Source organism: Mycobacterium sp. pW045 (genome assembly GCF_041287085.1).
Taxonomy (GTDB): domain Bacteria; phylum Actinomycetota; class Actinomycetes; order Mycobacteriales; family Mycobacteriaceae; genus Mycobacterium; species Mycobacterium algericum_A.
The window spans coordinates 25,146-42,375 of the sequence record NZ_JBGGKU010000015.1; the positions used below are offsets into that span (position 1 = coordinate 25,146).

The window sequence follows — 17,230 nt, forward strand, 5'->3', positions numbered from 1 at the left end:
AGATTGTAGGCGCTCACTATCTAACTCAATCCCGAGTTAGGAGACGTCGTGGCCTACGACCTCATCATCCGCAACGGCCTGTGGTTCGACGGCCTGGGCAACCCACCGCAGGTTCGCACGCTGGGTATTCGCGACGGTGTCGTCGCCGACATCGTGACGGGCGACCTGGACGAAGCGGCCTGCCCGGAGGTGATCGACGCGGCCGGCAAGTGGGTGGTCCCGGGGTTCATCGACGTGCACACCCACTACGACGCCGAAGTGCTGCTGGACCCGGGGCTGCGAGAATCCGTGCGCCACGGCGTCACCACGGTGCTGCTGGGCAACTGTTCGCTGTCAACGGTCTACGCCGACGCCGAGGACGCCGCCGACCTGTTCAGCCGGGTGGAGGCGGTGCCGCGCAAATTCGTGCTGGATGCGCTGCGGTCCCGCAAGACCTGGTCGACACCGGCGGAGTACGTGCAAGCCCTCGACGAGTTGCCGCTCGGACCCAATATCGGCTCCATGCTTGGTCATTCGGACCTGCGGACCGCGGTGCTCGGCTTGGATCGCGCCACCACCGACGGTGTCGTGCCGACCGACGCCGAACTGGAGAAGATGGCCGCGCTGCTCGACGACGGACTGGCCGCCGGACTGCTGGGCATGTCCGGCATGGACGCGGCCATCGACAAACTCGACGGTGATCGGTTCCGGTCGCGGGCGCTGCCGTCGACGTTCGCCACCTGGCGGGAGCGCCGGCGGCTGATCAAGGTGCTGCGCAAGCGCGGCCGGATGCTGCAGAGCGCCCCCAACGTCAAGAAGCCGCTGACGGCGCTGAACTTCTTCTTGACCAGCAGCGGGATGTTCGGCCGCCGGCGCGGCGTGCGGATGAGTCTGCTGGTCTCCGCCGACGCCAAGTCGTCACCGGGCGCCGTCCGGGTCATGGGTCCGGCCACCCGGCTGCTCAACGCCGTGCTCGGCTCATCGGTGCGCTTCCAGCATCTGCCGGTGCCGTTCGAATTGTATTCCGACGGAATCGATCTGCCGGTCTTCGAGGAGTTCGGCGCCGGCACCGCCGCGCTGCACCTGCGAGACCAGTTGGAGCGCAACGCGTTGCTGGCCGACACCGAGTACCGCCGCCGCTTTCGCAAATCCTTCGACCGCAAGAAGCTGGGTCCGTCGTTGTGGCATCGCGACTTCCACGACGCGGTGATCGTCGAATGCCCGGATGCGAGCCTGATCGGCAAGAGCTTCGGCCAGATCGCCGACGAACGCGGGCTGCACCCGTTGGACGCCTTCCTGGATGTGTTGGTGGACAACGGTGAACGCAACGTGCGCTGGACCACCATCGTGGCCAACCACCGGCCGAAGTACCTCGACATGCTGGCCAAAGAACCGGCCATCCACATGGGGTTCTCCGACGCCGGTGCCCACCTGCGCAACATGGCCTTCTACAACTTCTCGCTGCGACTGCTCAAGCGAGTTCGCGACGCGCAGGCGGCCGGCCGGCCGTTCCTGAGCACCGAGCGGGCGGTGTACCGGCTGACCGCTGAGGTCGCCGACTGGTTCGGCCTCGACGCCGGCACGCTGCGCCGCGGTGACCGTGCGGACTTCGTGGTGATCGACCCGGCCGGCCTGGATGACGCTGTGGACGGCTACCACGAGGAGCAGGTGCCGTTCTACGGGGGGCTGTCGCGGATGGTCAACCGCAACGACGACGCCGTGGTGGCGACCGGCGTGGGCGGCACCGTGGTGTTCCGCAACGGACAGTTCCGCGACGGCTACGGCACGACGGTGAAATCCGGCCGCTTCTTGCGCGCCGGATCCCCTGAGCTGCAACCGGTCTGACCATGGCTCGTACCCAACGGGAGCGCCGTGAGGCCACCGTCGCAGGATTGCTGGACGCCAGCATCGCCACCATCGCCGAGGTCGGCTATGCGCGGGCGTCGGCCAAGGTGATCGCGGCGCGCGCCGGGGTCTCCGATGGGGCGTTGTTCCGCCACTTCGACACCATGGGCGACTTCATGGCCGCCACTGCGCAGGAAGTCCTGCGCCGCCAGCTGGAGCGGTTCGGCAAGCAAGTCGCCGAGATCCCGGCCGAGGTGCCGGCGCTGGAGGCGGTGCTGACCGTGCTGCGCGACCTGACTGCCAATTCCACCAACGCGGTGCTCTACGAGCTGCTGATCGCTGCGCGCACCGACGAGAAGCTGCGAGCCACCCTGCAGCATGTGCTCACCGAATACAGCGCCAAGATCGGCGAAGCCGCCCGGGTGCTGCCTGGCGCGGATGCCTTTCCGCCGGAACTCTTCCCGAATCTGGTGGCGCTGTTGACCAACACCTTCGACGGTGCGGCGATCGTGCGCGCCGTGTTACCCCAGCCCGAGATCGAGGCGAATCGGATTCCGCTGCTGTTGACGCTACTGGAGGGCCGTATCTGAGCGCGTCGAGTCGGCACCCGCCGATGCTGCGGGCGTCACGTAATCGACGAAGGCTGCGATCTCGGCGACGGCACGGCGAGCGTCGGGGTTGAAGTCGAAGGTCAGCTGGAACATGTGCAGCGCGCGGTCCCAGACCTGTACCCAGTTCGGCACCCCGGCGGCGGTGAGCTTGTCGGCCAGCACGAAGGTGTCGTTGCGCAGCATCTCGTTGTTGGCGACTTGCAGCAGAAACGGGCCCAGCCCGCGCAGCTCCGCTTCCGGGGGCATCACCGGCAGCTCGCGGGTGCCGTTGACGGTGGCGAAGACCCGGTAGATGAACATGAACGCCATGAACGGGAAGAACGGGTCGCGGTGGGAGCGCGCGGCCTGTCGTTTGATCTCCATGTCCGACGACGTCAGCGCCGACATCAGTACCTGACCGGCGGGTACCGGCAGCCCCGCGTCGCGCGCCGTCAGCGCAGTGTTCACCGCCATCAGGCCGCCGGCCGAATCCCCCGCCACCACAATGCGGTCCGCGGTGAATCCGGCGTCGAGCACATGGCGGTAGGCGCACAGTCCGTCGGCGATGGCCTCGTCCACACCGGCCAGCGGCGCCAAGCGGTAGCCGACATTGAACACCTTCGCTCCGGTGACCTCGGACAGCTTGCTGGCAAAGCGGCGGTGCGAATTGAGGCCCAGCGTCACCAGCGCCGAACCATGGAAGTAGACGATCACCCGGTCCGAGTCGCGGGCGGCAGGGGCCACCACCCACTCTGCCGGACAGTCGGTCAGGCGCTCCCGCGTCACCTCGGTGCCCGGCAGCGCCCGGATGTAACGCATCGGTTGGTCGATGAGGTCGAGGCGCGCCCGCTGCAGTCCGGCGGGCCAGATCCGATTGACGATCATGCCGATGACCGTCAGCACGGCGATAGAGGTCCGCAGGAAGATCGCGGCGCCCACGGCCAGCAGGCGGGCCTGCCATGATGCCGGACCGAAGTATGTCTGAGCCGGTCGATCCCGCCATTCCAGTGAGTTCACGGTACCCAGGGTATCGGGTATTTGGCGGCGTGATGACGTGGGACGCCGTGACGGACCACCGCGCCCGTCGTAGCGTGGAGTGGTGACCGCGCTGACTACCCCGCACGATCTGCCCACCACACTCGGCGAACTCCGGGCCGCCGGCCACCGCGAAAGGGGGGTCAAGCAGGAGATTGCCGAGAACCTGCTGGCCCGCCTCGCCGACGGCGACGACGCCGCGACCGTCTGGCCCGGCATCTTCGGATTCGAGGACACCGTGCTGCCGCAACTGGAGCGGGCGCTGATCGCCGGCCACGACATCGTGCTGCTGGGGGAACGCGGCCAGGGCAAGACCCGACTGCTGCGGGCCTTGACCGGGTTGCTCGACGAGTGGACGCCGGTGATCGCCGGTGCCGAACTCGGTGAGCACCCGTATTCGCCGATCACCCCGGAGTCGATCCGGCGGGCCGCTGAGCTCGGCGACGACCTCCCGGTGGCCTGGCGGCACCGCAGCGAGCGTTACACCGAGAAGCTGGCCACCCCGGACACCAGCGTGGCCGACCTGGTCGGCGACATCGACCCGATCAAGGTCGCCGAGGGACGTAGCCTGGGCGATCCCGAGACCATCGCCTACGGGCTGATCCCCCGCGCGCACCGCGGCATCGTGGCCGTCAACGAACTTCCCGATCTCGCCGAGCGCATCCAGGTGGCGATGCTCAACGTGATGGAGGAACGCGACATCCAGGTGCGCGGCTACACGCTGCGGCTGCCGCTGGACGTGCTGGTGGTGGCCAGCGCCAACCCGGAGGACTACACCAACCGGGGCCGCATCATCACCCCGCTCAAGGACCGGTTCGGCGCCGAGATCCGCACCCACTACCCGCTGGAACTCGACGCGGAGGTCGGCGTGATCGCCCAGGAGGCCCACCTGAGCGCGCAGGTGCCCGACTATCTGCTGGCGGTGCTGGCCCGGTTCGCCCGCTACCTGCGCGAGTCCCGCTCGGTGGATCAGCGCTCGGGCGTCTCGGCGCGGTTCGCAATCGCGGCCGCCGAGACCGTGGCGGCCGCAGCGCGACACCGCGGCGCGGTGCTGGGTGAGACCGATCCGGTGGCCCGGGTGGTCGATCTGGGCACCATCGTCGACGTGCTGCGCGGAAAGCTGGAGTTCGAATCCGGTGAGGAGGGCCGCGAGCAGGCGGTGCTGGAACACCTGCTGCGCCGGGCCACTGCCGACACCGCATCGCGCGCACTGGGCGGGATCGACGTCGGGCCGCTGGTGGCCGCTGTCGAAGACGCGGCGGTGACGACGGGGGAGCGGGTGTCGGCCAAGGCGGTGCTGGCGGCGCTGCCGGATCTGCCGGTGATCGATGCCATCGCGCAGCGGTTGGGTGCGGAGTCCGACGGCGAACGTGCCGCGGCACTCGAATTGGCCTTGGAGGCGCTGTATCTGGCCAAGCGTATCGACAAGACCTCGGACGAGGGCGAAACCGTCTATGGCTAGAAGCCACGGCTCACGGTATTCGGCCTACACCGGTGGGCCGGATCCGTTGGCGCCGCCGGTCGATCTGGCCGAGGCGCTGGAGGAGATCGGCCGTGACGTGATGGAGGGGACCTCGCCGCGGCGGGCGCTGCAGGAGCTGCTGCGGCGCGGCACCAAGACCATGACCGGTGCCGACCGGCTGGCCGCCGAGGCGCAGCGTCGGCGTCGGGAATTGTTGCGCCGCAACAACTTGGACGGCACCCTTGCCGAGGTCAAGAAGCTGCTCGATGAGGCGGTGCTGGCCGAACGCAAGGAACTGGCCCGGGCGCTGGACGACGATGCCCGGTTCGCCGAGATGCAGATCGAGGGCCTGTCGCCGTCGCCGGCCAAGGCGGTGCAGGAGCTGTCGGACTACAACTGGCGCAGCAACGAGGCCCGCGAGTCCTACGAGAAGATCAAGGACCTGCTCGGTCGCGAGATGCTCGACCAGCGCTTCGCCGGCATGAAGCAGGCGCTGGAAGGCGCCACCGACGAAGACCGGCAACGGGTCACCGACATGCTGGATGACCTCAACGACCTGTTGGACAAGCATTCTCGCGGCGAGGACACGAGGGCGGACTTTCAAGACTTCATGGCCAAGCACGGCGAGTTCTTCCCGGAGAACCCGCGCAACGTCGAGGAGTTGCTCGATTCGCTGGCCCAGCGGGCCGCCGCTGCGCAGCGCTTCCGCAACAGCTTGAGCGCCGATCAGCGCGCCGAGCTGGATGCGTTGGCCGAGCAGGCGTTCGGCTCCCCGGCGCTGCAGCAGGCGCTGGGCCGCCTGGACGCACACCTGCAGGCGGCCCGGCCGGGCGAGGACTGGAGCGGCTCGTCGGAGTTCTCCGGCAACAACCCGCTCGGCATGGGGGAGGGTGCTCAGGCGTTGAGCGACATCGCCGAGCTCGAGCAGTTGGCCGAGCAGTTGTCGCAGGCCTATCCGGGCGCGAGCATGGACGACGTGGATCTGGACGCGCTGGCCCGCCAGCTCGGCGACCAGGCTGCCGTCGATGCGCGGACGCTGGCCGAGCTGGAACGTGCCCTGCTCAATCAGGGCTTCCTGGATCGCAGCTCCGATGGACAGTGGCGGCTGTCGCCCAAGGCGATGCGCCGGCTCGGCGAGACGGCGCTGCGCGATGTGGCGCGCCAACTCTCGGGGCGCCGCGGCGAGCGTGACCATCGTCGGGCCGGGGCGGCCGGTGAACTGACCGGGGCCACGCGGCCGTGGCAGTTCGGTGATACCGAGCCCTGGAACGTCACCCGCACCCTGACCAACGCGGTGCTGCGGCAGGTCGCCGGCGGTTCAGGCGGCGGTTCAGCCGGCGGCCGGCTGTCGATCAGCGTTGACGACGTCGAGGTCTCCGAGACCGAGACCCGCACCCAGTCGGCCGTCGCGTTGCTGGTGGACACTTCGTTCTCGATGGTGATGGACAACCGCTGGCTGCCGATGAAGCGCACCGCGCTGGCGTTGCACCACCTGATCAGCACCCGGTTCCGTTCGGATGCATTGCAGATCATCGCATTCGGACGCTACGCGCGCACCGTGACCGCCGCCGAGCTGACCGGCCTGGAGGGCGTCTACGAGCAGGGCACCAACCTGCATCACGCGCTGGCGCTGGCCGGCCGGCACCTGCGTCGGCACCCGAATGCCCAGCCGGTGGTGCTGGTGGTCACCGACGGCGAGCCGACCGCGCACCTGGAGGATTTTCGCGGCGACGGTGCATCGGTGTTCTTTGACTACCCGCCGCACCCGCGGACCATCGCCCACACCGTCAAGGGGTTCGACGACGTGGCCCGCCTCGGTGCGCAGGTGACGATCTTCCGGCTGGGCGACGACCCCGGGCTGGCCCGGTTCATCGACCAGGTGGCGCGACGCGTCCAGGGCCGGGTCGTGGTGCCCGAACTCGACGGGCTGGGCGCGGCCGTGGTCGGCGACTACCTACGGTCACGGCGCCGCTGATCATCCCCGAGACAGCAGTCGCCGCTTCTGTTCGGCGAACTCCGCCTCGGTCAGATACCCGGCGTCGTGCAGTTCGCCGAGCTCGCGGATCCCGGCTGCCAGTTCGACGACCGAGCTCGGCGGTGCATACGCTGCGGCCGCCGGGGCGCCTGCGCCCGACTCCGCTGCCGCCGGGTCCGCCGAGGCCGCCGGCGCCGCCTTGCCGGCTTCTGGCGACTTGGTCTGTTGACCGCGGTTCTGGTTGACGGCGCCGGCCAACGCGCTGCCCCCCATGCCGGCCAGCGCCATCTGACCGAAAGCCGTCCCCAATCCGGCCGGCGTTGGTGAAGCGGCAGCGCTGAGCGGCGTCGAGAAGCTGGCATGACGGATCTCCGGGGCCAACTCCGCCCAGCTGATCGGCACCGAGAGCGCTCCGAGGGGGAATCCCTCGGCCAAGGCGGCCACCACCGAGGCGTGGGGCACCCGAAGGTTCTCGGTGCCGGGCAGCTCCGCGAAACCGCCGATCTGGCCCAGCGCCTCCAAGATGCTTCGCTGGCCGCCGCGGAGAATGTCCTGGGTATCGAAGATCTCGCGAGAGTCCAGCTCCGCGAAGTACATCGCGGCGCCCGCCAGCCAGACGCCGAGAATCGACAGCGGCAGGGCGATGCCGAGAGCGGTCTCGTCGGCGATGATGCCCAGCCAGTCGAAGGGCCCGGTCGGCACGTCGGCCTGCGCCAGCATGGCCGGAAACTGCGAACCGGCATCGGATGAGCCCGGCAGCGCCGAGGCCAGCTTTGACGGCAGCGTCTGGGCCGTGTTGGCGGCCGAGTTGAGTCCGGCGGACTCCGAGCCGTTGAGCGGCCCGGCCGGGTTGGCGGTGTGCGGCGGCGGCTGGAACGGCTCCATCTCGGTGGCAGTCGCCGACAACGACGCATAGCTGTACATGGCGCCGGCGTCCTGGGCCCACATCGCGGCGTATTCGGCTTCGTTGGCCGCGATGGCCGCCGCGTTCTGGCCCAAGATGTTGGTGGCCAGCAGCGTCAGCAACGCAGCGCGGTTGGCCGCGATCGCCGGTGGCGGCACCACCGTGGCGAAGGTGGCCTCGTAGGCGGCCACGGCGGCCTTGGCCTGCATGCCGGTCTTCTCGGCCTGGACCGAGGTCATGTTCAACCACGACACGAACGGGGTGATCGAGGCCGCCATGGCTGCGGCCGAGGGTCCCAGCCAGGGTCCGCTCGTGAGCTCGGTGACCACTGACTCGTAGGCCGTGGCGGCCAGGTGAAGTTCGGCGGCCAGCCCGTCCCAAGCCGTGGCAGCAGTCAGCATCGATGCCGGGCCGGCGCCCGCATACATCAGACCGGAGTTGACCTCCGGTGGTAAGGCCGCGAAATCCATTTCTCAGCCCCGGGCAGGGCGCGGCATCCGGACCACGCTGTCACCGGTAGCCGGTGGATGCGCCCCGGTAATGCGATTCATGGCGGTTGCATCCCTCCGTTTACTGGGTCGTCTGGGTGATGTGGGTTACTCTACGGTCTGATCCCCTCGATCTAACCCGCTCAGAACTGGCCGGCGCGCTCGACACCCGGGTCGCTGCACGCCGTCGATTGTCGCGCAGCGCTGGGCGCAATTCCATTCTCCGAGCGGCAACCGCTCGGTCGCCATGGTGTTTGACACCCATTCGGGCTTCGCGGCAACCCGTATGGACAACCGGGTGCTGCGGAGACGATGGTGGTGGCATGCACCGTTGGACAGCGGTCATCGACAGGTTTCGGCAGCGGGCGCGCCCGCCTGCGCGCGGGCTGTTTCGCCGGGTCGTGCTGATCAATGGTCTGGTCTTCACCCTGGGCACACTGGTGCTTGCCATGTCCCCGGCGAGGGTGTCGACGCGCATCCAGCCGGCCGAGATCCCGGTTCTGGTCATCGGGCTGGCCATCGTGGTGGGCGCCAACGCACTGCTGTTGCGATCGAGTCTTGCCCCCCTGGATCGGCTCGCCGCGTCAATGCGGCGAGTCGATCCGCCCCATCCCAGTGACCGCGTGCACGACCCGGGTGCCGGCGACCTGCATCACCTCATCGAATCCTTCAACGCCATGCTCGACCGGCTGGAAACGGAGCGGGCCTCATCGAACGCGTCGGTGCTGACCGTGCAGGAGAACGAGCGGCAGCGGATCGCCCGGGAGTTGCACGACCAGATCGGCCAAACCCTCACCGTCGCGCTGCTCACGCTCAAGCGGGCGGTGGACGCCGCGCCCGCGGAGATTCGCGGTGATCTCGGGGACGCCCAAGAAATCGTGCGGGCCAGTCTCGACGAAGTGCGCAGCATCGCCCGCCGGCTGCGCCCGGACGCGCTGGAAGACCTCGGGCTGCGCAGCGCACTGCAAGCCCTGTGCAACCAATTCACCCAGGGGACCGGCATCGACGTCGTCAAACAGATCAGCTCGCACGCCGATCACGTGAGTCCCGACGTCAGCCTGGTCTGCTATCGCGTCGCCCAGGAGAGCCTGACCAACATCGCCCGCCATTCCGGAGCGCAGAAGGCATGGCTGGACCTGCACATCGACGCCGCGTCAAAACTGACGCTGCGAATCGCCGACAACGGCAAGGGCGGCGTGAGCGCAGAAGGCGCTGGAATCACCGGAATGCGAGAACGCGCCCTGCTGGTGCAGGCCACCCTGACGATCACCTCGCCGAGCAACGAGGGAACCGAAGTCCGGCTGACGGTGCCGGCCCGACTGAGCGACGGAGGCCGGTAATGGCACCCCCGGCCCGCATCATGCTCGCCGACGACCACGCCCTGGTGCGCAGCGGGCTGCGGATGATCCTGGATGCCGAGCCCGACCTGTGCGTGGTGGCCGAAGCGGCTGACGGATCCGAGGCGCTGGCGGCGCTGCAGAACACGCCGGTCGATCTCGCGATCCTTGATATCGCGATGCCCCGGATGACCGGGCTGCAGGCCGCGCGCGAGATCAACCGCAGCCATCCCCATGTCCGGGTGCTGATGCTGTCGATGCACGACAACGAGCAGTACTTCTTCGAAGCGCTCAAGGCGGGGGCATCGGGCTACGTGCTGAAATCCGTCGCCGACCGCGACCTGCTCGAGGCCTGCCGGGCGACGATGCGCGGCGAACCGTTTCTGTACGCCGGGGCGGTGACCGCACTGATCCGGGACTATCTGCACCGGTCGCGGCAGGGCGCTGACTTGCCGGACAACATCCTCACGCCGCGTGAGGAGGAGGTGCTGAAGCTGATCGCCGAGGGTTTGTCGGCGCGCGAGATCGCGAAAACACTCGGTATCAGCGCCAAGACAGTCGACCGCCACCGGACGAACACGCTGCAGAAGCTCGGCTTGCGTGACCGCTTGGCGCTCACCCGTTATGCGATCCGCGCCGGCCTGATCGAGGCCTAGTGGCGGGCGCAGCGAGACGCCGCCGGTCGTCGCCGTGGGGGTCCGGACCCGCACCGAATGGGGGTCGTATTCCATGGCGCTCGACGGTGTCGCCGCAGAAACTGGATTGAGCCGAGGCAGGCGATTCAGGGTACGTTTGAACTGGACTCGACGCGCCTGTCGCTGCCGCGGCCGCCTGCGGTGCCGCCCGGCGCCGCTCAATGTGTCCGACGTGTCGTACCAGAACTGATTCCGTTGCCGGGATCAATTTGTCCCGTGGAGCGTGATGCTAGCGATACTGCTTGCCCATACAGTCGGCACGGCTTTGGCGCCGCTGATGGTGCGCAGCTGGGGACGGGCGGCGTTCTATCCGCTGGGAGCGATCCCGTTGGTATCGCTGGTGTGGGTGGTGGCGAACTGGCCCACCGACCCGGCCGACGATCACCGAACGACGGTGTCGTGGGTGCCCGGGCTGTCGATGGACATCGACCTTCGCTTCGACTCGCTGGCCGCGATCATGAGCGTGCTGGCACTGGGCATCGGTGCCCTGGTGCTGTTCTACTGCGCCGAGTACTTCCGCCCCGTCAGCCCCCACTGTGACCTCGATCCGCGGCTGCCCAGCTTCGCCGCGAAGATGGTCGGATTCGCCGGATCCATGTTCGGGCTGATGGTCGCCGACAACATGCTGGTGCTGTACGTGTTCTGGGAACTGACCACGGTGTTGTCGTTCCTGCTGATCGGCCACTACGCCGAACGTGCCGTCAACCGCCGCGCTGCCATCCAGGCGTTGGTGGTGACCACCGGGGGTGGGCTGGCGATGCTGGTCGGCGTCATCATGCTGGGCGAGACGGCGGGTACCTATCTGCTGTCGGAGCTGGTGGTCCGTCCGCCGTCGGGCACGGTGGTCACCGTCGGCGTGCTGTTGGTCCTGGTCGGGGCGCTCAGCAAGTCGGCGATCATCCCGTTGCATTTCTGGCTGCCGGGCGCGATGGCCGCGCCGACGCCGGTCAGCGCCTACCTGCACGCCGCGGCGATGGTCAAGGCCGGGATCTATCTGGTGGCGCGGCTGACGCCGGCGTTCGCCGACTCACCGGGATGGCGGCCGACGGTGTTGGTGTTGGGCCTGGCCACCGCCCTGCTCGCCGGCTGGCGTGCCATCCGCGAATACGACCTGAAGCTGCTGCTGGCCTACAGCACCGTCAGCCAGTTGGGGCTGATCATCACGCTGGTTGGTGCCGGTGGCGGCGACCTGATGTTGGCCGGCCTGACCGCCATGTGTGCCCACGCAGCCGCCAAAGCGACGCTATTCATGGTGGTGGGGATCATCGACCACGCCACCGGCACCCGCGACCTGCGGGAGCTGGCCGGCTTGGGCCGCCGCGCTCCCGGACTGTTCGTGGTTGCCGCGGCTGCGGCCGCCAGCATGGCCGGGGTACCGCCGTTCGTGGGGTTCATCGCCAAGGAGACGATTTTCGGGACCGAGGTCGACGCCCCGTCGTTGGGCTCTTCCAGCCCGTACGTATTGGGTGCCGCGGTGCTGGCCTCGGTGTTCACCGTGATCTACAGCGCGCGGTTCGTCTGGGGCGGCTTCGCCGACAAGGGCCTGCCAGAACCCAGTACCCATGTCGCCGAAATGCACCGACCGACTGCGGCGTTCTTGGCGGCTCCCGCGGTGCTGGCCGCCACCAGCCTGGCGCTCGGATTGTGGTCGATCGGGTTGGACACGGTGTTGCACGGCTACGCCGACACGCTGCCCGACGGCTCCGGCTACCACCTTGCGTTGTGGCACGGCGCAGGGCTGCCGGTACTGCTCTCGGCGACGGTGCTGCTGGCGGGCTTCGGTGTCTTCGCCGCGCGCGGCCCGCTGGGCCTCACCCGGCTGCGCCGACTTCCGCTGGGCAAGGCCGACGAGATGTACGACGACTTCATCCGGCTGCTCGATGTGGCTGCGGTCCGGCTGACCGCGATCACCCAGCGCGGTTCGCTGCCGTTCAACCAAGCGGTCATTTTTGTGACGCTCGTGGTGCTGCCGCTGGGCGCGCTGATGCTGGGCGCGCGTGACCGGATCGATCTGCAACTGTGGGATACCCCGTTGCAGCTCACCTTGGCCGTGCTGGTGGTGGCAGGCGGAGTCGGCGCGACCCTGGCTCGCAACCGGCTGTCTGCGGTGCTGATGGTCGGGGTCACCGGGTACGGCTGCGCCGTGGCGTTCGCATTCCACGGCGCGCCCGACCTGGCATTGACCCAGTTGCTCGTCGAGACCGTGACCGTGGTGATCTTCGTGCTGGTGCTGCGGACGCTGCCGGCGGAGACCGCGCGCCCCACGATGGAGACGAACCGGCTGTCGCGTGCGGTGCTGTCCATCATGGTCGGCGCCAGCGTCGCTGTGTTCGGGGCCTTCGCGATGGCGGCCCGTACCGGCGAGGGTGTCGCGGGCCTGCTGCCCGAGGCAGCCTATCTTCGCGGGTATGGCGCCAACACGGTCAACGTGATCCTGGTCGATATCCGGGCCTGGGACACCCTCGGGGAGATCTCGGTGTTGCTGGTGGCCGCCACCGGCGTGGCCTCGATGGTGTTCCGCACCCGCCGATTCGGCCGTGCGCCACGGACCGCCGATGCCGATGCCCATCGGATGGATCCGGGAATCGCCACCCCCTACAGCCCCGCGGTCGGGTCCACCACCTGGCTGCGCGGCAGTGCCTACTACGACCCCGATCAGCGATCGCTGGTGTTGGAGGTCGCGAGCCGGATCATCTTCCCGCTGATCATGGTGGTTTCGGTCTATTTCCTGTTCGCCGGGCACAACAACCCGGGCGGAGGCTTCGCCGGCGGGTTGGCCGCCGGACTGGCACTGGCGCTGCGCTATGTGGCGGGCGGGCGATACGAACTCGGCGAGACGCTGCCGCTGGACTCCGGAAAGATCCTGGGCGTCGGCCTGAGCCTGGTCGGGGGCACGGCCCTGGCGTCGCTGTTCGTCGGTGCGCCGGTGCTGTCGTCCGCGGCGTTTACCTTCACCCTGCCGGTCCTGGGTCAGGTGAAACTGGTGAGTTCGTTGTTCTTCGATGTGGGGGTGTATCTGGTCGTGGTCGGCATGGTGCTCGACGTGCTGCGCAGTCTCGGCGCCCGGCTGGATGAGGTGGCCGAGCTGCAACGACCGGAGCAGCGCTCGGTGGTGAGGGCGCCATGACCGCACATCTGGTTCCGTTGCTGATGGCCGCCGGGCTCACCGCCTGCGGGGTGTACATGCTGCTGGAGCGCAACCTCACCCGAGCGCTGCTGGGCTTGATGATGGTCGGCAATGCCATCAATCTGCTGATCATCGATGTGTCCGGGCCGGGGGGCAGCCCACCGATCTACAACAGCACCGAGGGCATGGAGACCGACGCGGACCCGCTGGCCCAGGCCATGGTGCTGACGGCCATCGTCATCACCATGGGCATCGGCGCCTTCGTGCTGGCGCTGATCTACCGCTCCTACCACCTGACCACCGAAGACGACATCGGCGACGACGAAGAGGCGACCCGGCTGTCCCAGCTCTCCGACGAGGAGATCATCGCCGCCGAGTCCGACGACAGTGAGCCGGTTGCGCCCGGCGAATTGGACGCCGTCACCGAAAGTGGGGTGTCCCGGTGAGTATCGCTACTGTCCTGCTCCCGCTTCCGGTGCTATTGCCCACGCTGGGCGCTGCGCTGACCCTCATCGTCGGCCGGCGACCCAGGTTGCAACAACCGATCACCATCGGTGTGCTGGCGGGGGACGTCGCGGTGACCGCTGCGTTGCTGTTTCTCTCCGACCGGCAGGGCACCTTGGCGTTGCACGTCGGCGGCTGGGGTCCGACCGAGGGCGCCCTCGGGCCGCTCGGCATCACCTTGGTGGTCGATCGGTTATCGGCGCTGATGCTGATCGTGTCGGCGGTGGTGCTGCTGGCGGTGATCATCTACGCCATCGGCCAGGGGGTCCGCGACGGTGACGACCGCCAGCCGGTGTCGATCTTCCTGCCCACGTATCTGACCCTGTCCGCCGGTGTCTCCCTGGCGTTTCTGGCCGGTGACCTGTTCAACCTCTTCGTCGGCTTCGAGATGCTGTTGGCCGCAAGCTTCGTGTTGCTGACCATCGGTGCCAGCGCCGAACGGATCCGGGCCGGTATCGGCTACGTGATGGTGTCGATGGTGTCGTCGTTGATCTTCCTGCTCGGTATCGCTCTGGTCTATGCCGCGACCGGCACCCTGAACCTGGCTGAGCTGGCTACCCGCACCAACGGCCTGCCCGACGGCACCCGCAGTGCGGTATTCGCGGTGTTGCTGGTGGCGTTCGGCATCAAAGCCGCCGTTTTCCCGCTGTCGGCCTGGTTGCCCGATTCCTATCCCACCGCACCCGCCCCGATCACCGCCGTGTTCGCCGGCATCCTGACCAAGGTCGGTGTCTACGCGATCATCCGGGCGCATTCGCTGCTGTTTCCCGACGGTGGTTTGGACTCGGTGCTGCTGGTCGGGGCGCTGCTCACCATGCTGATCGGTATCTTCGGCGCCATCGCGCAGAGCGACATCAAGCGGATCTTGTCATTCACGTTGGTCAGCCATATCGGCTTCATGGTGTTCGGGGTGGCGCTGTCGAGCAAGTTGGGCATGACCGGCGCCATCTTCTACGTGATGCACCACATTATCGTGATGACGACATTGTTCTTGGCGGCCGGACTGATCGAACGGCAGGGTGGGGCGTCGTCGCTGAAGCGCCTCGGCGGCCTGGTCGCCAACCCGGTGCTGGCATTCATGTTCTTGGTCCCGGCGTTCAATCTTGGGGGCATTCCGCCTTTTTCGGGCTTCATCGGCAAAACGGCGGTGCTGCAGGCCGGTGTCGACGATGGGTCGGTGCTGGCCTGGTTCCTGGTGGGCGGTGCGGTGGTGACCAGTCTGCTGACGCTGTATGTGCTGGCGCGGGTGTGGAGCAAGGCGTTCTGGCGCCTGCGCAGCGACGCCCCCGAGGGTGAGCTGGTGCGGGCCGCACCACCGGTGCTGCTCGACGATGTCGCCGAGGTCGCCTTCGACGACCGCGAGGATGTCGGGAAGATGCCGTTAGGGATGGTGGTGCCGACGATCGCGTTGATCGTGCTGGGGCTGACCTTCACCGTGCTGGCCGGCCCGATCTTCGGCTACACCGAACGCGCCGCAGCCGAGGTACTCGACCGTGGCGAGTACATCTCGGCCGTATTGAGCGGAGGTGTGCCGTGAGGTCGATCGCACTGCGGGTCTTTGCGGTGTGCGCCCTAGCCATCGTCTGGACGCTGCTGTGGGGCCGCTTCACCGTCCCCAACATCGTCCTCGGGGGGGTGGTCGCCGTGGCCATCATGGTGCTGCTGCCGTTGCCGCCGGTACCGGTGCAGGGCAAGGTGCACCCGTGGTCGGTGCTCAAGCTGCTGGGACTGTTCGGCTGGTATCTGGTGGCCTCGAGTGTCCAGTTGATGTGGCTGGCAATCAAACCCGGCCCGCCGCCGCAGACCGGGGTGCTGCGGGTGCCGCTGACCCTCAAATCCGATCTGGTGCTGGTGCTGGCGTCCAGCATCACCACGCTGATTCCCGGATCCATCGTGCTGGAGATCGACCAGGTGCGTCGCATCCTGTATTGCCACGTGATCGATGTCGGAAATGCGCGTTCAGTCGAGCGGTTTTATCACCAGGCCGCGCAGGTGGAGCGACTGTTGATCGCCGCCTTTGAACGCGACTCCGAGTGGCAGCCGGTGGGAGGAAGCGCATGACCGTGATCTGGGGCACCGCCGGCGTTCTGCTGGGGTTCGCCGCGGTCATCACCATGTATCGGCTACTGGCCGGGCCCAGCACGCTGGACCGACTGGTGGCGCTGGACACCCTGGCCGCGATGACGATGTGCGGCATCGGTATTTGGGCTGCGGTCACCCGGGACACCACCGTGACCTACAGCCTGGCGGCGCTGGCCCTGGTCGGCTTCATCGGATCGGTCAGTGTGGCCCGCTTCCGGGTGCCGGACACGCCGCTGGATTCAGGGAGGCAGCCATGATCGTCCTCGACCTGTTCGCCAGCGTGCTCGGTCTCGCCGGGGCGATACTGGCGCTGACCGCGGCGATCGGCGTGGTGCGCTTCCCGGACACCCTGGCCCGGATGCACTCGGCCACCAAACCGCAGGTACTGGGACTGATACTGGTGCTGATCGCCGCATTGATCCGGCTACGCGGCAGCCACGACGCCGGGATGGTGACCGTGAGCATCATCTTCACCCTGATCACCGCGCCCGTCGTCGCCCACCGGGTGGGCCGACTGGCCTACCAGGAGCAGGACATGACCGAGGTGCTGGCCGTCGACCAGTTGGTCGAGCTCACCGACGAGGAGGATCAGGCTTCGCGCTGACCCGGGCGCAGCACCGCGACCAGAAAGTCGGAATCGCCGGTGAAGGGCCGCAGATCCCAGGTGCCCAGCAGCAGATCGACCACGAATCCGGCGGTCGCCGCGTCGTCGAGGAACTGGTCGAACTCATAGTCCCGGTCGGCGCCGAAACCGATCACGGTCCGTCCGTCCTCGGCGCAGTGGTTGCACAGCCGGCGCAATATCTCGACGCGGGTGCTCGGTGCCACGAACGTCATGACATTGCCGGCTGACACGATCACGTCGAACAGTTCGGGGATGCCGCGGGCGGGCAGGTCCAGTTCGGCCAGGTCACCGACCAGGTAGCGCGGGCCCGGATGATCGTGTTCGGCGGCCTCGATGAGCTCCGGGTCGACGTCGACACCCACCACGTCGTGACCGGCCGCGGACAACAGGCCGGCCACCCGGCCCGGGCCGCAGCCGGCATCGAGAATGCGAGCGCCACGGGAGGCCATCGCGTCGATGAACCGTGCTTCGCCGGCCAGGTCGTTACCGGCGCGGGCCATTTGGCGGAAGCGCTCGATATACCACTGCGAGTGCCCGGGATCGGCGGCGACCTTTTGCATCCAGAGGCTCGGCTCGACCATG

Annotated in this window: 15 protein-coding genes; 12 read left to right on the plus strand and 3 right to left on the minus strand. The window is 68.0% G+C overall.

Annotated features, from left to right (window positions below; translation table 11 throughout):
• Positions 1-48 precede the first annotated feature (48 nt).
• Positions 49-1,824, plus strand: coding sequence for an amidohydrolase family protein (locus ACAG20_RS19935; protein ID WP_370493827.1), 1,776 nt, complete (start codon positions 49-51; stop codon positions 1,822-1,824).
• A 2-nt stretch (positions 1,825-1,826) separates the two neighbouring features.
• On the plus strand, positions 1,827-2,414 hold the full coding sequence (locus ACAG20_RS19940) for a TetR/AcrR family transcriptional regulator (protein ID WP_370493828.1): 588 nt from the start codon (positions 1,827-1,829) through the stop codon (positions 2,412-2,414).
• Here the strand turns inward: ACAG20_RS19940 and ACAG20_RS19945 are convergent.
• Positions 2,394-3,431 (minus strand): alpha/beta hydrolase, encoded by a 1,038-nt coding sequence (locus ACAG20_RS19945; RefSeq protein ID WP_370493829.1) that lies wholly within the window; start codon positions 3,429-3,431, stop codon positions 2,394-2,396. The genes ACAG20_RS19940 and ACAG20_RS19945 overlap by 21 nt on opposite strands.
• 91 nt (positions 3,432-3,522) lie before the next feature.
• Here ACAG20_RS19945 and ACAG20_RS19950 point away from each other — a divergent pair, with 91 nt between their 5' ends.
• Both ACAG20_RS19950 and ACAG20_RS19955 read left to right on the plus strand, forming a co-directional pair.
• The gene (locus tag ACAG20_RS19950) at positions 3,523-4,911 is read left to right on the plus strand and encodes a sigma 54-interacting transcriptional regulator (RefSeq protein WP_370493848.1); all 1,389 of its coding nucleotides are present in this window, start codon (positions 3,523-3,525) and stop codon (positions 4,909-4,911) included.
• Complete coding sequence (locus ACAG20_RS19955) at positions 4,904-6,886, plus strand: VWA domain-containing protein (protein ID WP_370493830.1); 1,983 nt, start codon at positions 4,904-4,906, stop codon at positions 6,884-6,886. The genes ACAG20_RS19950 and ACAG20_RS19955 overlap by 8 nt, the downstream gene beginning before the upstream one ends.
• On the opposite strand, the gene ACAG20_RS19960 is transcribed toward ACAG20_RS19955, so the two are convergent.
• A complete protein-coding gene (locus ACAG20_RS19960; RefSeq protein ID WP_370493831.1) occupies positions 6,887-8,260 on the minus strand; it encodes a PPE domain-containing protein in 1,374 nt (457 codons plus the stop codon).
• A gap of 341 nt (positions 8,261-8,601) precedes the next feature.
• Between ACAG20_RS19960 and ACAG20_RS19965 the strand changes: the two genes are divergently transcribed.
• The 8 genes from ACAG20_RS19965 (at position 8,602) to mnhG (ending at position 16,627) form a co-directional block, all read left to right on the plus strand.
• Positions 8,602-9,618, plus strand: coding sequence for a histidine kinase (locus ACAG20_RS19965; RefSeq protein WP_370493832.1), 1,017 nt, complete (start codon positions 8,602-8,604; stop codon positions 9,616-9,618).
• Complete coding sequence (locus tag ACAG20_RS19970) at positions 9,618-10,271, plus strand: response regulator (RefSeq protein WP_370493833.1); 654 nt, start codon at positions 9,618-9,620, stop codon at positions 10,269-10,271. Before ACAG20_RS19965 ends, ACAG20_RS19970 begins: the two co-directional genes overlap by 1 nt.
• A gap of 265 nt (positions 10,272-10,536) precedes the next feature.
• Positions 10,537-13,437 (plus strand): Na+/H+ antiporter subunit A, encoded by a 2,901-nt coding sequence (locus tag ACAG20_RS19975; RefSeq protein ID WP_370493834.1) that lies wholly within the window; start codon positions 10,537-10,539, stop codon positions 13,435-13,437.
• On the plus strand, positions 13,434-13,883 hold the full coding sequence (locus tag ACAG20_RS19980) for a Na(+)/H(+) antiporter subunit C (protein WP_370493835.1): 450 nt from the start codon (positions 13,434-13,436) through the stop codon (positions 13,881-13,883). Before ACAG20_RS19975 ends, ACAG20_RS19980 begins: the two co-directional genes overlap by 4 nt.
• Positions 13,880-15,478, plus strand: coding sequence for a Na+/H+ antiporter subunit D (locus tag ACAG20_RS19985; protein ID WP_370493836.1), 1,599 nt, complete (start codon positions 13,880-13,882; stop codon positions 15,476-15,478). The genes ACAG20_RS19980 and ACAG20_RS19985 overlap by 4 nt, the downstream gene beginning before the upstream one ends.
• On the plus strand, positions 15,475-16,002 hold the full coding sequence (locus ACAG20_RS19990; RefSeq protein WP_112683355.1) for a Na+/H+ antiporter subunit E: 528 nt from the start codon (positions 15,475-15,477) through the stop codon (positions 16,000-16,002). Before ACAG20_RS19985 ends, ACAG20_RS19990 begins: the two co-directional genes overlap by 4 nt.
• Positions 15,999-16,280: a monovalent cation/H+ antiporter complex subunit F gene (locus tag ACAG20_RS19995; protein WP_112683354.1), complete on the plus strand. Its 282-nt coding sequence runs from the start codon at positions 15,999-16,001 to the stop codon at positions 16,278-16,280. The genes ACAG20_RS19990 and ACAG20_RS19995 overlap by 4 nt, the downstream gene beginning before the upstream one ends.
• Positions 16,277-16,627, plus strand: a complete 351-nt coding sequence (mnhG, locus tag ACAG20_RS20000) for a monovalent cation/H(+) antiporter subunit G (protein WP_112683353.1) — start codon at positions 16,277-16,279, stop codon at positions 16,625-16,627. Before ACAG20_RS19995 ends, mnhG begins: the two co-directional genes overlap by 4 nt.
• Here the strand turns inward: mnhG and ACAG20_RS20005 are convergent.
• Positions 16,612-17,229, minus strand: a complete 618-nt coding sequence (locus ACAG20_RS20005) for a class I SAM-dependent methyltransferase (RefSeq protein ID WP_370493837.1) — start codon at positions 17,227-17,229, stop codon at positions 16,612-16,614. The two genes, mnhG and ACAG20_RS20005, sit on opposite strands and share 16 nt — an antisense overlap.
• Position 17,230 lies beyond the last annotated feature (1 nt).

Excerpts from the sequence above, each read along its gene's own strand:
- ACAG20_RS19940 (WP_370493828.1), top strand. The coding sequence starts at position 1,827 with ATGGCTCGTACCCAACGGGAGCGCCGTGAGGCCACCGTCGCAGGATTG.
- ACAG20_RS19955 (WP_370493830.1), top strand. The coding sequence starts at position 4,904 with ATGGCTAGAAGCCACGGCTCACGGTATTCGGCCTACACCGGTGGGCCG.
- ACAG20_RS19960 (WP_370493831.1), bottom strand. The coding sequence starts at position 8,260 with ATGGATTTCGCGGCCTTACCACCGGAGGTCAACTCCGGTCTGATGTAT.
- ACAG20_RS19965 (WP_370493832.1), top strand. The coding sequence starts at position 8,602 with ATGCACCGTTGGACAGCGGTCATCGACAGGTTTCGGCAGCGGGCGCGC.
- ACAG20_RS19970 (WP_370493833.1), top strand. The coding sequence starts at position 9,618 with ATGGCACCCCCGGCCCGCATCATGCTCGCCGACGACCACGCCCTGGTG.
- ACAG20_RS19975 (WP_370493834.1), top strand. The coding sequence starts at position 10,537 with ATGCTAGCGATACTGCTTGCCCATACAGTCGGCACGGCTTTGGCGCCG.
- ACAG20_RS19980 (WP_370493835.1), top strand. The coding sequence starts at position 13,434 with ATGACCGCACATCTGGTTCCGTTGCTGATGGCCGCCGGGCTCACCGCC.
- ACAG20_RS19995 (WP_112683354.1), top strand. The coding sequence starts at position 15,999 with ATGACCGTGATCTGGGGCACCGCCGGCGTTCTGCTGGGGTTCGCCGCG.
- mnhG (WP_112683353.1), top strand. The coding sequence starts at position 16,277 with ATGATCGTCCTCGACCTGTTCGCCAGCGTGCTCGGTCTCGCCGGGGCG.
- ACAG20_RS20005 (WP_370493837.1), bottom strand. The coding sequence starts at position 17,229 with ATGGTCGAGCCGAGCCTCTGGATGCAAAAGGTCGCCGCCGATCCCGGG.